The 13476-nt window shown below is 72.2% G+C and carries 13 protein-coding genes; 5 read left to right on the forward strand and 8 right to left on the reverse strand.

Annotated features, from left to right (window positions below; translation table 11 throughout):
• From ABD352_RS43030 to ABD352_RS43045, 4 genes are all read left to right on the forward strand, one after another.
• The coding region (locus ABD352_RS43030) for a BadF/BadG/BcrA/BcrD ATPase family protein (protein WP_344618364.1) at nt 1-748 on the forward strand (748 nt) is incomplete at its 5' end.
• 88 nt (nt 749-836) lie between these two features.
• Entirely contained in the window at nt 837-2252 is a 1416-nt protein-coding gene (gene ngcE / locus ABD352_RS43035) for an N-acetylglucosamine/diacetylchitobiose ABC transporter substrate-binding protein (protein WP_344618365.1), read from the forward strand.
• Between the two features lie 3 nt (nt 2253-2255).
• Complete coding sequence (locus ABD352_RS43040; RefSeq protein WP_344618366.1) at nt 2256-3164, forward strand: carbohydrate ABC transporter permease; 909 nt, start codon at nt 2256-2258, stop codon at nt 3162-3164.
• A gap of 8 nt (nt 3165-3172) precedes the next feature.
• Nucleotides 3173-4012, forward strand: coding sequence for a carbohydrate ABC transporter permease (locus ABD352_RS43045; RefSeq protein WP_344618367.1), 840 nt, complete (start codon nt 3173-3175; stop codon nt 4010-4012).
• Here ABD352_RS43045 and ABD352_RS43050 read toward each other — a convergent pair.
• The 8 genes from ABD352_RS43050 to ABD352_RS43085 all read right to left on the reverse strand — a co-directional run bounded on the left by ABD352_RS43050 (nt 4005) and on the right by ABD352_RS43085 (nt 13044).
• Nucleotides 4005-4601: a C40 family peptidase gene (locus ABD352_RS43050; RefSeq protein ID WP_344618368.1), complete on the reverse strand. Its 597-nt coding sequence runs from the start codon at nt 4599-4601 to the stop codon at nt 4005-4007. The genes ABD352_RS43045 and ABD352_RS43050 overlap by 8 nt on opposite strands.
• Nucleotides 4598-5689 carry a mandelate racemase/muconate lactonizing enzyme family protein gene (locus tag ABD352_RS43055; protein WP_344618369.1) on the reverse strand — a complete coding sequence of 364 codons (1092 nt, stop codon included), beginning with the start codon at nt 5687-5689 and terminating at the stop codon, nt 4598-4600. The genes ABD352_RS43050 and ABD352_RS43055 overlap by 4 nt, the downstream gene beginning before the upstream one ends.
• A complete protein-coding gene (locus tag ABD352_RS43060) occupies nt 5686-6510 on the reverse strand; it encodes a serine hydrolase (protein ID WP_344618370.1) in 825 nt (274 codons plus the stop codon). Before ABD352_RS43060 ends, ABD352_RS43055 begins: the two co-directional genes overlap by 4 nt.
• On the reverse strand, nt 6507-8255 hold the full coding sequence (locus tag ABD352_RS43065) for an ABC transporter substrate-binding protein (protein ID WP_344618371.1): 1749 nt from the start codon (nt 8253-8255) through the stop codon (nt 6507-6509). The genes ABD352_RS43060 and ABD352_RS43065 overlap by 4 nt, the downstream gene beginning before the upstream one ends.
• Before the next feature lie 16 nt (nt 8256-8271).
• A complete protein-coding gene (locus ABD352_RS43070) occupies nt 8272-9237 on the reverse strand; it encodes an ABC transporter permease (RefSeq protein ID WP_344618372.1) in 966 nt (321 codons plus the stop codon).
• Between the two features lie 6 nt (nt 9238-9243).
• Nucleotides 9244-10233 carry an ABC transporter permease gene (locus tag ABD352_RS43075; RefSeq protein ID WP_344618373.1) on the reverse strand — a complete coding sequence of 330 codons (990 nt, stop codon included), beginning with the start codon at nt 10231-10233 and terminating at the stop codon, nt 9244-9246.
• Nucleotides 10234-11597: 1364 nt separating this feature from the next.
• Nucleotides 11598-12194: a TetR/AcrR family transcriptional regulator gene (locus tag ABD352_RS43080; protein WP_344618374.1), complete on the reverse strand. Its 597-nt coding sequence runs from the start codon at nt 12192-12194 to the stop codon at nt 11598-11600.
• The gene (locus ABD352_RS43085; RefSeq protein WP_344618375.1) at nt 12187-13044 is read right to left on the reverse strand and encodes a class I SAM-dependent methyltransferase; all 858 of its coding nucleotides are present in this window, start codon (nt 13042-13044) and stop codon (nt 12187-12189) included. The genes ABD352_RS43080 and ABD352_RS43085 overlap by 8 nt, the downstream gene beginning before the upstream one ends.
• A gap of 61 nt (nt 13045-13105) precedes the next feature.
• On the opposite strand from ABD352_RS43085, the gene ABD352_RS43090 reads away from it, so the two are divergent.
• A complete protein-coding gene (locus ABD352_RS43090; protein ID WP_344618376.1) occupies nt 13106-13468 on the forward strand; it encodes a hypothetical protein in 363 nt (120 codons plus the stop codon).
• Nucleotides 13469-13476 lie beyond the last annotated feature (8 nt).

Consider the following 13476-nt stretch of genomic DNA (forward strand, 5'->3'; position numbering starts at 1 on the left):
CGGCGGGCGGGTCGCGGCCCAGGACGCCGCCCGGGGCGCGTGGGCCGCCGCCGGCCTGGGCGGGCAGGTCCGCGCGGTCACCGATCTCGAGGTCGCGTTCGCGGCAGGCACGCCCTCCTCTGACGGACTGCTCCTGCTGTCCGGCACCGGGGCGGTCGCCGCCGCGTTCGCCGGCGGGGCGCTGACCCGCCGCTGCGACGGCTACGGCTGGCTGCTCGGCGACGAGGGCTCCGCGGTCTGGCTCGGGCGGGAGGCGCTGCGCGCGGCCCTGCGCGCGCTGGACGGCCGCGGACCGGCCACCGCCCTCGTCGACGCGGCCGTGCGCGCCCTCGACGTGCGCGCGAGCGACCCGGAGGCCCGGGCCCAGGCCATCCTGCGGGCCGCGTTCGACCGGCCGCCGGCCGCGCTCGGCGAGCTGGCCCCCGCGGTCAGCGAGCTGGCGGCCGCCGGGGACCCGGTCGCGGCCGGGCTGACCGAGGAGGCGGCAGCGCTGCTGCTGCACTCCCTCGCGACGGTCGCGCCCGAGGACGCCGGGGCGCCGGCCGTGGTGCTCGCCGGGTCGGTGCTGCTGTCGCCCGGGCCGGTCGCCGCGCGGGTCCGGGACGGCATAGTACGACGTTTCGGTAACGACCCGTCCGAGGCCCGCGACGGCGCCGCCGGCGCCGCCTGGCTGGCGATCTTGCAGGTCGGAGGCGGTGCCGGGGACCCCTCGGCACACTTCCGGCTTACCTCCGACGGGGGTCGTTGAACTCGGTAACAATCTTCCGGGTCTTGCAAGTTACGTTGGAAACCTTCATCCTCATCGACGAGCGTCCCTCGGCCTGAAGGAGCAGTCGATGAACATATTGACCCGCAGGAGCCTTCTGAAATCGGCGGCCGGCTCCGGGGTCCTAGCCGCCACGACCGCCGCGCTGGGCGCGTGCGCGCTCGGCGGGGGCGACGACAACAAGAAGAACGACGCCGCGCAGGGGACCAAGGACGCGGCCAACCCCCTCGGCGTCAAGGAAGACGCCCCGCTGGAGATCGTCATCTTCAACGGCGGCTTCGGCGAGGACTACGCCAAGGCGCACGAGGCGATGTACGCCGAGAAGTACCCCAAGGCCCAGGTCAAGCACTCCGCCACCCAGCAGATCAGCACCACGCTGCAGCCGCGCTTCGTCGACGGCAGCCCGCCGGACGTCATCGACAACTCCGGCGCCGGCCAGATCGACTTCAACGGCCTCGTCTCCCAGGGGGCGCTGGCCGACCTGGCGCCGCTGCTGGACGCGCCGAGCCTCGACGACCCGAGCAAGAAGGTCCGCGACACGCTGCTGCCGGGCTCGCTGCTGCCGGGCACGTACGACGGCAAGACCATGGCGCTGAACTACACCTACACGGTCTACGGGATCTGGTACTCCCAGAAGCTCCTCGACGACAAGGGCTGGGCCTACCCGAAGACCTGGGACGAGATGATCGCCCTGTGCAAGACCATCAAGGCGGCCGGCATCTCGCCCTGGACCTACCAGGGCAAGCACCCGCGGTACATGTCCTGGCCGATCCTCGCCGCCGCGGCGAAGATGGCCGGCGAGGACGTGCTCGTCGCCATCGACAACCTCGAGCCCAACGCCTGGAAGCACCCCGCGATCCTGGCCGCCGCCGAGGCCTACTCCCAGCTGGCCGTCGACGGCTACATCATGCCCGGCTCCGAGGGCCTGGACCACATCCAGTCCGAGACCGAGTGGTGCCACGGCAAGGCCGTCTTCATCTCCTGCGGCTCCTGGCTGGAGAGCGAGATGGCCAAGGTGACGCCGCAGGGCTTCCAGATGTCGGTCGCGCCGACGCCGAGCCTGTCCACGGGCGACAAGCTGCCGTTCGAGGCGCTGCGCGGCACGTCCGGTGAGCCCTTCATCGTGCCGGCCAAGGCGAAGAACCTCAACGGCGGCCTGGAGTACCTCCGGATCATGCTCTCCAAGAAGGGCGCCACGGACTTCATCGGCAAGACGTCCAGCCTCACCTGCGTGACCGGCGTCGAGGCGCCCAACCCGACTCCGGGCCTGGCCTCGGTCACCAAGGCGCTCAAGGCGTCGGGCGACAAGGGCTTCAACTGGGTGTACAACTCCTACTACCGCAAGCTCGAGCGGGAGCTCGTCGACGCGGCCTGCGGGGCCCTGTTCACCAAGCAGATCAACGCCAAGCAGTGGGTCGAGCAGTGCCAGAAGGGCGCGGACTCGATCGCTCAGGACTCCAGCATCAAGAAGTACAAGCGGAGCTGATCCATGCGGCACGGCCGGCGCCTCTTCGCCATCACGTTCCTGATGCCCGCGGTGGCGGTCTACGCCGTGTTCGTGATCTCACCGTACCTCCAGGCGTTCCAGGTATCCGCGACGAACTGGCGGGGTCTCAGCCCGACGTGGGACTACGTCGGGACGGAGAACTTCACCCGGCTGCTGTCCGACGAGTACTTCTGGAACGCCCTGAAACACAACGCCGTCCTGCTCGCCGTGCTGCCGATCGCGACCATCGCGCTCGGGCTGTTCTTCGCCTCGATGCTCAGCATCGGCGGCCACGGCGGGCGGGCCGGCGTGCAGGGCATCCGCGGCAGCGGCGTCTACCGCATCGTGTACTTCTTCCCCCAGGTGCTGTCGGTGGCCATCGTCGGCGTGCTGTGGCGGGAGATGTACGCCCCGGACGGCGGCCTGGTCAACGGCTTCCTGCGGGCCGTCGGCCTGGGCACCCTGGCCCGGCCGTGGCTGGGCAGCGAGGACTTCGCCTTCTGGGCCGTGCTCATCGTGATGATCTGGAGCAACGTCGGCTTCTACGTGGTGCTCTTCGGCGCCGCCATGGGGGCCATTCCGCGCGAGATCTACGAGGCGGCCCTGCTCGACGGCGCCGGCCGCTTCGTCACCCTGCTGCGCATCACGATCCCGCTGCTGTGGGACACGATCCAGGTCGCCTGGGTGTACCTCGCCATCATCGCCCTGGACGGCTTCGCGCTCGTGCAGATCATCACCAACGGCGGCCCCAACTTCAGCACCGACGTCGTCGGCCTGCGCCTGTACAACACCGCCTTCGGCGACTCGAAGTTCGGCTACGCCTCGGCGATCGGCGTCGCGATGTTCTTCATTGTCCTGTCCGTCGCCATCGCCTCGCTGCGCCTCACCCGCCGCGAGCGCGTGGAGTACTGAGGAAATTCATGGGCCGCGTGCGCATCGGCAACGCCTTCTCCCACGTCTTCCTGGTGGGCTGGGCGCTGCTCACCACTTTCCCGCTCCTGTGGGCCGTGGTCAGCTCGTTCAAGAGCGACGACGAGATCCTGTCCGACGCCTGGGGCCTGCCGTCCAGCCTCCGCTTCGACAACTGGGTCCGCGCCTGGAACCAGGCCCACATCGGCCGCTACTTCCTCAACAGCGTCATCGTCGTGGCCGGGGCGCTGCTGCTCACCATGCTACTGGGCGCGATGGCCGCCTACGTGCTGGCCCGCTACGAACTGCGCGGCATGCGGATCGTCTACTACGCCTTCGCCGGCGGCATGGTCTTCCCGGTCATCCTGGCCCTCGTGCCGCTGTTCTTCGTGGTGAAGAACCTGGGCCTGCTCGGCACCCTGCCCGGCCTGATCCTGGTGTACACCGCCTACTCCCTGCCGTTCACGGTCTTCTTCCTGACCGCGTTCTTCCGCACCCTGCCCACGGCGGTGGCCGAGGCCGCGATGGTGGACGGCTGCTCGCACTGGGGCCTGTTCTTCCGCATCATGCTGCCGATGGCCCGCCCGGGCCTGATCAGCGTGGGCATCTTCAACTTCCTGACCCAGTGGAACCAGTACATCTTCCCGATCGTGCTGCTGCAGGGCCCCGACAGCGAGAAGCACTGGGTGCTGGCCCAGGGCCTGACCGCCCTGGCCGTGAACCAGGGCTACCGCGGCGACTTCGGCGGCCTGTTCGCCGGCATGACGATCGCCATGCTGCCGGTGCTGCTGCTGTACATCGCCCTGAACCGCCAGGTCCAGTCGGGCCTGACCGCCGGCCAGCTCAAATAGGCAGGCGGGCGGCGCCGGCGAAGGTGTCGACGCGGTCGGGCTTCGGGAGCTCCTCGACGACGCGGCCGGCGTCGCCGCAGGCGTGCAGCATCGGGGCCAGGTCGCCGGGGGCGGGCGGCGGGCCGGCGACGATGCCGACGTGGTGGACGCGGCGGCCCGGGCGGGCGAAGAAGTACAGGTCGCCGGGGCGCTCCTCGCCCGGCGGCACCGCGGTCGCGGCGGCGGCCTGGTCGTCGGCGTCGCGGGGCACGGGCACGCCCAGGCGGCGCCAGGCCAGGTGGACCAGGCCGGAGCAGTCGATGCCGGCGTCGGACAGGCCGCCCCACAGGTACGGCACGCCCATCAGGCGGCGGGCCAGGGCCAGGGCCTCGGCGGGCGTGGCGGGGCGCAGGTCGGCGGCGCGCAGCCAGCCCGGGTAGCCGCGCGGGTCGAGCGACGGCGCGGGCTGGGCCGGCAGGATCACGCGGGCCCAGCCGTCCGGGCGGGCCTCCTCGACGACGACCTCCTCGCCCAGCAGGGCCTGGGTGACCCGCTCGTCGCCGGCCGGGGTCCGCCACAGGTCGGCCAGCGGTACGCCGATCACGGTCACGGCAGGCTCAGCCCCAATCCGGGTTCGTCGGGCAGGACGACCTCGGCGCCGTCGTAGCGCAGGCCGCCGGTCAGGGGGGTCGACGCCAGCCACCAGGCGGCGTCGAGGTCGGACACGACGGTGGTGCCGTAGGCGGCGACCAGGCTGGCCGCGGCGCCGACGCCGACCTGGGTCTCCATCATCGAGCCGACCATGGTGCCGATGTCGTGGGCGGCGGCCAGGTCGAACAGGGTGCGGGCCGGGCCGAGGCCGCCGCACTTGGCCAGCTTGACGTTGACCATGTCGGCGGCGCGGCGGCGGATGACCTCGACCAGGTCGCGCACGCCGAAGACGGCCTCGTCGGCCAGGATCGGCACGTCGACGCGGTCGCTCACCCAGGCCAGGCCCTCCAGGTCGTGCATGGGGACGGGCTGCTCGACGAGTTCGATGTCGAGGCCGGCGTCCTGCATGCCGCGGATGGCACGGACCGCCTCGCGCGGGGTCCAGCCCTGGTTGGCGTCCAGCCGGATGCGGGCCTCGGGGCCGGCGGCGGCGCGGATGCGGCGGATGCGCTCGATGTCGGCGGCGGCCGCGTCGCGCTCGCCGGGGCCGGACTTGCCGACCTTGACCTTGAGCACGCGGAAGCCCTCGGCGACCCGGGCCGCGGCCGCGGCGTGCAGGGCGTCGGCGTCGCCGGCCGGCAGGGTCACGTCGGTGGGCACGCGCAGCCGGGTGCCGCCGAGCAGCCGGACCAGCGGCACGCCGAGGCGGCGGGCGGCGAGGTCGTGCAGGGCGACGTCGGCGGCGGCGCGGGCGCCGGTGTTGCGCACCACGGCGGCGGCCACGGCCCGGGCGTTGCCGGCCACGTCGTCGGCGTCGCGGCCGACGAGCAGCGGGGCGAGGATCTCCTCGACGCAGGCCCGGGCGCCGGCCACCGAGTCGCCGGTGACCTTCCAGACCTGCGGGGCCTCCCCCAGCCCGATCCGGCCGTCGGCGTCGACGACCTCGACGAGCAGGCTCTCCACGGTCGTGGCGGTGCGCAGGGCGGTGACGAACGGGGTGTGCAGCGGCACGCTGACCGGGCGAGCGCGGACGGCGGCGATGCTCATCCGGCCCTCTCCTCCCAGACGGTGGCCGAGACCTCGGCGACGAGCCGGCAGGCGGCGTCGTCATCACCCGAATCCGACGTCGTGCAGACGGCGACGACGTACGGCGGGGCGTCGGGCGGGTACACGATCCCCGCGCTGTGCCGCACGCCGGTCATCCAGCCGTTCTTGTGCGCGACCCGGACCCCGGCGGGCAGGCCGGCGGCGAGGTCGACCCGCCACTCCTGGGCGGCGAGCAGGTCGAGCATCTCGGCGGTGGCGACCGGGCCGGCCAGGGCGCCGTCGTAGAGGGCGGCGAAGAGCGCGGCGAGGTCGGCCGCGGTGACGACGTTGTCCAGGCCGGCGTCGCGGGCGGCGTAGTCCTCGATGCCGCGGGCGGTGACGCTGTGCGTGGCACCGGCCGCCCGCCACACCTCGGCCACGGCCGCCTTGCCGACCCGGGCGAGCAGCAGGTTGGTGGCGAGGTTGCTGGAGCGCACGATCATCCGGCGGGCCAGCCAGCGCACCGGGGCGGTGCCGCCGAGGCGGTCCCAGACCTCGTGCTCGTCGTCGTACTCGCGGTCGTTGGCGTAGCGCAGTTCGCCGTCGCCGGCCGCGGAGACGAAGTCGTTGACCACCGGCACCTTGGCGTCGAGGTCGACCGCAGCGGCCTCGGCGGCACGGTAGAGCGCCGCGAGCACGGCGACCTTCATCGTGCTCGCGGCGTAGTGCGGCGCGTCGGGCAGCCTGGCGTACCACGGCGGCGCCCCGGGCCGGCCGGCCCACACCGAGACGGTGCCCGGCGCCGCGTCGAGCGCGGCGCCGAGCTGTTCCCATCGGGTCATTGCTTCACGTAGGCGTTCACGAAGGACACGTTGCCGAAGATACTGTCGATGAAGAAGCCGTCCGCCTTCGAGCCGTGCACGGTCGTGGTCACCTGGACGTACAGCGGCACCACCGGCGCGTACTCGCGCATGATCTTCTCGTCCAGCTTGGCCCACTCCGCGCCCTGTTGGTCGGTCGGCATCGCCAGCACCCGGTCGAACTCGGCGTTGAGCGCCGGGGCGTTGAGGTAGGACGCGCCGTTGTTACTGCCGTCGGCCTTGATGGCCCGCCCGTCGTACAGCACCGGCAGGATCGCCGCGCCGCTGGGCCAGTCCGCGCCCCACGAGCCGATGTACACGTCCCAGGGGTTGTCCTTCTTCTTGGTCTCGTCGAGGAACGAGTCCGCCGGGATCGCCTTCAGCGTGATCTTGAAGCCGGCCTTCTCCAGGTTGCCCTTGAGGAAGGTGCTCGTGGTCTGCCCGAGGGCGTCGTCCTCAAACGCCAGCACGAGCTCCTTCTCGGTGCCGCCGAGCAGCTCCTTGGCCTTGGCCGGGTCGCCGTTCTTGCCGGCCGGGTAGGCGTCGTAGTTCTTCCACCCGATCGTCGAGGGTGGCATGAGCGTGGTGACGGGCGCGGCGAGCGAGGACCCGCCGAGGGCCTTGATCAGGCCGTCGCGGTCGACGGCGTAGTTGAGCGCCTGGCGCACCTTGAGGTCGGTGACCCGCTGGTTGTTGATGGTCAGCGTGTAGTGCTGCGGCGTCGGGGCCTGGATGACGCGCGACTTGAGCGTCTGGTCGGTCATCACCTTCGAGATGAGCGACGAGTCGACGCCCTCCCACGACACCGCGGTCTGGTCGGCGCCGCTGTCGGCGATGATCCGGTTGGTCTGGGTGACCGGGTCGGGGCCGAACTGCCACACGAACGTGTCCGGGTACTGGTGGCGCACGGCGTCGGTGGCCGGGTCCCAGCTGGTGTTGCGCTCGAAGGTGATCTGGGTGCCCGCCTCGTTCTTCGCGATCCGGTACGGCCCGGAGCTGACGGGCTTGGCGTCGTACTGCGTCCCGGTGTCCTTGGCGGCCGGCACGGGTGCGGTGGCCGGCAGGGACGCGGCGAAGGGCAGGTCACAGTGCGCCTTGTTGAAGGTGAACTTCAGGGTCATGTCGTCCGGGACGCTCAGCCCGGGCGGCAGGGCGCTCTTGTTGTTCTTGAAGTCGAACTTCGTGTCGTACTGCGGCGTGTCCGCCAGCCACTCCTGGATGTACGTCGGCCCGCCGGTCAGCGACAGGTCGAACGAGCGCGCGATGCCGTACGCGATGTCCTTGGCGGTGATCGGGGTGCCGTCCTCGAACTTCACGCCGTCCTTGACGGTGTACTGCCAGGTCTTGCAGTCCTTGTTCACGTCGGTGCCGGGCGTGGTGGCGAGGTCGCCGACGAGCGTGACGTGGCCCTGGCCGTCGTCCTTGAACGTGGTCAGGCGCCGCGAGAACAGCTGGGAGGCGTTGAGCCCGGCGAAGCTGTAGGTGCGCTGCGGGTCGAGGTGGGAGATCTTCGACTGCCGGATGATGGTGATGGTGCCGCCCTTGGTGGCCCCGGGCACGTCGGCCGCGGGCCCCATGGAGTCCTTGGGGTCGCTGGCGATGGCCCCGGTGGCCTGCCGGTTGGTGTCGACCCCGGACTCGTCGTCGGTCTTCTTGTTGTTGGTGCAGGCGCCGAGTGCCGCGACGATCGTCAGCAGCGCGAGGGCCGCCGTGGGCCTGGCTCGCATGGGTTCCTCCTGGGGTTCATCGCAACCGGATTCGCGGATCGATCGTGGTGTACAGCGCGTCGACGACGATGTTGGCCACGACGATGAAGGCGGCGGCCAGCAGGACGGTCGCCATGATCGTGGGCAGGTCACCGTCGCGCACGGCGTCGATGGCGGTGCGGCCGAGACCGCGGAAGCCGAAGGTGGTCTCGGTGATGACGGTGCCGCCGAGCGCGGTGCCCACGTCCAGCCCGGCCGCCGTCACCAGGGGCGTGATGGCGGCCCGCAGCACGTGCCGGCGCACCACCGTGCGCTGCGGCAGGCCCTTCGCCATCGCGGTGCGGACGAAGTCCTCCGACATCGTCTCCAGCATCTGGGCGCGGGAGAGCCTGGCGTACACCGCGGAGAACAGGAAGGCCAGGGTGCACCAGGGCAGCACGAGGGCGGTGCCCCAGGCGAGCGGGTCGTCCAGCAGCGGCGTGTAGCGGGGGTACGGCAGCACCTTGAGCGTGTAGACGAAGACCAGCAGCAGGACGCCGCCCACGAAGTACAGCTGCATGGAGGCGCCGGAGAGGGAGAAGCCGATGGCGAGGCGGTCGAACACGGTGCCGCGGCGCAGCGCCGAGAGCATGCCGAGCCCGATGCCCAGGCCGAGCCACAGCACTGCCGCCGGGATCACGATGCTCAGCGTCACCGGGATGACCCGGGCGAAGGTCTCGCTCACCGGTTCGTTGTTGACGTAGGAGTACCCCAGGCACGGCGCCGGGCAGTGCTCGCGCCCGGTGAAGATGCCGCCCATGTACCGCAGGTACTGCACCGGCTTCGGATCGTTGAGCCCCAGCTCGTCGCGCACCCGCTCCAGCCGCTGGGCGTCGCAGTTCTTGGGGCACATCGCGGTGGCCGGGTCCCGCGGCAGCGCGAAGAACATGAGGAACGTGAGGACGCTGACCGCGAACAGGGTCAGCAGGCCCAGCAGGGCGCGGCGCAGCAGGAACGAGCCCATCGCGGCCTACCGCAGCGACTTCGGGTCGAGCGCGTCGCGCAGCGCGTCGCCGAAGAGGTTGAAGGCCAGCACGAGCACGAAGATGGTGACGCCGGGGAACAGCACGTACGCCGGGTCGGTCTGCAGGTAGTTCAGGCTGCGGTAGATGGTGCGCCCGAAGTCCGGGGTCGGCTCCAGCATGCCGATGCCGAGGAAGGACAGCGCCGCCTCGCCCGTGATGTACGCCGGGATCGACAGCGAGAACGCCACCAGGATCGGCGCGCCGAGGTTGGGCAGCAGCTCCCGGAACAGGATGCGGCCCAGCCGCGCGCCGCTGGCCCGGGACGCCTCGACGAACTCGCGCTCGCGCAGCGACAGCACCTGCCCGCGCACCAGCCGGGCGGTGGTGGTCCAGCCGAACGCGGTGAACAGCGAGATGAGCACGACCACCCGGAACCAGCCCGGCACCGCCTCGCGCGGCCCGTAGAAGTGCAGCTCGATGGGGCGGATGACGGCGAGGGTGAAGATGAGGAACGGCAGGGCCAGGGTCACGTCGGTGATCCAGTTGATGACGGCGTCGACCCAGCGGCCGAGGTACCCGGCGACGATGCCGAGCAGCACCCCGACGAGCGTGGTCATCAGCGCCGCCGCGAAGGCGATGCCCAGTGAGGTGCGCATGCCGTAGACCATCTGGATGAACAGGTCGCGGCCCTGCCCGGGCTCCAGGCCGAACCAGTGTGCGCCGCTCACCCCGCCGGCCACGCCGTAGGGCAGGCCGAAGCGGTCGAGGTCGTCCTGGAACGCGTCCTGCGGCGACACGCCGTAGCCGGCCCCGATCAGCGGGGCGAGCAGCGCGACGAGGATCAGCAGCGCCGACACGACGCCGCTGACCATCGCGGTGCGGTCGCGGCGCAGCCGGAGCCAGGCCGCGCGGCCGGGCGAGCGCGTGGCGAGCCCGGGAGCGGCCCGGTCGCCGTGCTCGCCGGTCTGCGCAGCGTCGAGGGGAGCGATGCTCATGTGCCACTCCCCCTCTATGTAGCTAATCGCCGTCCCGTAACTTGGCTACGAAAATAAGCTACAGTGACGCATGGACATGAGTGAAGCCCGGTAACGACTTTGTATCAACCGACCGCGGCCGGCGGTAGGTTTCTTACGACAAGTGGCCATACGCGGCCCAGGGCATTGCCGCCGGCCGGTACGATCGCGCCGTGTCCCGAAGGCTGCGCTCGCTGGCGCTGGCGCTACGGCTGGTGGTCGCGGCCCTGCTCACCGCGCTCTGCGTCGGCGGCCTGGTCCGGCTCTACTCCCCCACGCTGGGGCCGGGCGGCGGTGCCGAGCGGCAGCTGGCGTTCATCCGGCAGCAGCTGGAGGCCGGCGCCGGGGACGACGCGCAGGGGCTGTTCCCCGAGGGGTACTTCTTCCTGCACGAGCTGTACGCGCTGGCCTGGGTCGACGTCGGCCGCCACCGCGGCGACCGCGCGGAGGCGCTGCGCAACGCCCGCTGGGCGCTGTCCCGGTTGGACGGTCCGCAGGGGACCGCACCCTTCACCGAGTCGCTCTCCCCGCGGTACGGCATCTTCTACGCCGGCTGGACCAACTGGCTGCGCGGCGGGATCCTGAGCCTGCAGCCGGCCGGGGAGCGCGACCCGGGCGAGGTCGAGCGGTTCGAGCGGGACTCGCGGGCGATCGCCGCCGCGTTCGACGGCTCGCGCACGCCGTTCCTGACCGCGTACCCGGGGCAGTCGTGGCCGGTCGACTCGACCGTGGCGGTCGCCTCGCTGCGGCTGCACGACGTCCTGCTGCCGGCCGCGTTCGGGCCCACCGTGCAGCGCTGGGTCGCGGCGGCGCGGGAGCGGCTCGACCCGGCGACCGGGCTGCTGCCGCACGTGAGCGACCCGGAGACCGGCGCGCCGGCGCAGGGGGCGCGGGGCAGCTCGCAGAGCGTCATCCAGCGGTTCCTGGTGGACGTCGACCCGGGTTTCGCCCGGGAGCAGTACCTCGGGTTCCGCGCCCAGTTCGTGGTGCGGCCGCTGTGGCTCGGGCCGGCCGTGCGCGAGTATCCACAGGGGACGGACGGGCCGGGCGACGTGGACAGCGGGCCGCTGCCGCTGGGCGTCTCGCTCTCGGCCACCGTGGTGACGCTCGGGGCGGCGCGGGTGCAGGGTGACGACGCCCTCGCGGGGGCGCTGTCCAGCTACGGCGAGCTGGCCGGGGTGCCGGTGGACACGCTACGCACGAAACGGTACGCCCTCGGGCAGCTTCCGATCGGTGACGCCTTCCTCGTCTGGGCGCGCACCGCCGAGCCGTGGGTGGCCGGCGGGGTCGCTCCTCCGGCGGCCACCATCGGGCCACTGTGGAAGCTCCCGTTGACCTTCCTGCTGCTATTCGGGGGCGACTGGCCGCTGCTCGTCGCCTGGCTCGCGATCCGGCGCCAGGCCCAGCGGCGCGAGCAGGCCGGCGACGGCCCGGGCGAAGGCGGCGTGGTCGATCCCGTCGTCCCAGAGCGTCTGTAGCACCAGCCCCTGGTAGATCGCGATGAACACGCGGGCCAGGGCGTCCGGCTCCGCCACCACGCCCTCGAGCGCGGCCGCGGCCAGCTCGCGCGGGCGGTCCACGTTCTCGCGGGCCATCGCGCGGATGAGCGGCGAGCGGACCGTCTCGGCCCAGACCTGCACGGCCAGGCGCAGCTCGGGCCCGGCCGCCGGGTCCCCGACGGCCCGCAGCACCTGCAGGTACCCGGCCGCGGGGTCGCCGTCGAGCAGCGTCGCGCGCCGCTGCTGCCACTCGGCGACGATGGCGGCGATCATGTCGTCCTTGCCCGTGAAGTACCGATAGATCAGACCCGCGCTGATGCCGGACTCCCGCACGATGTCCTGCATCGACGTGCGGTGGAAACCCTCCCGGGCGAAGCAGGCCGCGGCGGCGTCGAGGATCTGCCGGCGCCGCGCCGCGAAGTGCTCCTCGCCGACCTTAGGCACGGGCGGCCACGGCGATCCGGTAGAACTCGGCCGTCGGCTCGTCGCGCCCGAGCGGTTCGAGATAGCGCGCGGCCGCGTCGTGCGTGGAGAGGTCCTCGGCCAGGCTCAGGCCGCGCGCCGAGAGGTACGCGGGCAGGTCGGCCGGCGCGAACCCGAACGTCCACGGCTCGCCCCCGCGCCGTACCGCGTCGTGCCAGCGCTCCACGCCGTGGAAGCCGCCCGTGCCGTCGAGCGCGGCCTTGTCGACGTACGTGAAGATGACGACGCTCCCCGGGGACAGCAGCCCGGCGAGGGCGCGCAGGGTGGCGTCGACGGCCCCGGCGGTGAGGTAGTTGGTCACGCCCTCCCAGACGACGACGGCCGGGACCCCCGCGTCGAACCCGGCGCCGAGCAGCGCCGGCGCGAGCGGGTCGGCGGCGAGGTCGACGGGCACGAACCGCACCCGGCCGGCGAGCCCGGCCGGCACCCGCCGCCGCTTGGTCGCCTGCGTCGCCGGGTGGTCGACCTCGAACGAGGCGGGCGCGCCGATGCGGTACGCCCGGTTGTCGAACCCGGCCCCGAGCAGCACGAGCTGCGCGGCCCCGCCGGCGACGGCCGCGCGGACGCGATCGTCGATCATTCGGGTCCGAACGACTGCCGAGGCGCGTGGGCCGCCGGCGTACCGCGTGTCGATGTACCGCACGATCCACCGGTGCACGGGCGCCAGTCGCGACGCCGCCACGACCGCGCGGTACCGCGGCGACAACATGCGGGCCGCGAGATCGTCGGTGAACAGCCGGTCCCGCCGCCGGCTGGTCTCGAGGGCGCGGAAGAGCGCCACGTGCTCCGCCGAGCGGCTGCTGCCTTCCATGCCCCGAAAATACTGAATGAACGTCCATTTTTACAAGCCCGGCGTGCGGCAGAATGGCGGCATGGATGATCAGCGGCACTGCCGCCTGCGCGTGCACGGCGACGACCTCGACCTGGCCGGCTCACCCGCTGCCCTGCGCGCCCTGGCCGCCACCCTGCGCGGGGCCGGCCCCGAGGTACAGATCGCGATCCGTAACGGCGCCGTGGTCCAGCAGCGCGCCGGCGGCCCCTTGGCGATCTCGCTGCGCGGCGCCCCGACGCTGCACCTGAGCGGCGGCGACGAGGACCTGGCCGCCGTATGGGCCGCCCTGGAGACGGTGGCGGCCGAGACCGAGGCCGGGACGGTCGCCGACCCGCACCGCCACGTGGGCAGCCTGGTCGTCACCGGCGAGCGCGCGGACCCCCTCGCCGACCTGAGCCTGTAGGCGGGAGC

The organism is Dactylosporangium salmoneum (genome assembly GCF_039532525.1).
Taxonomy (GTDB): domain Bacteria; phylum Actinomycetota; class Actinomycetes; order Mycobacteriales; family Micromonosporaceae; genus Dactylosporangium; species Dactylosporangium salmoneum.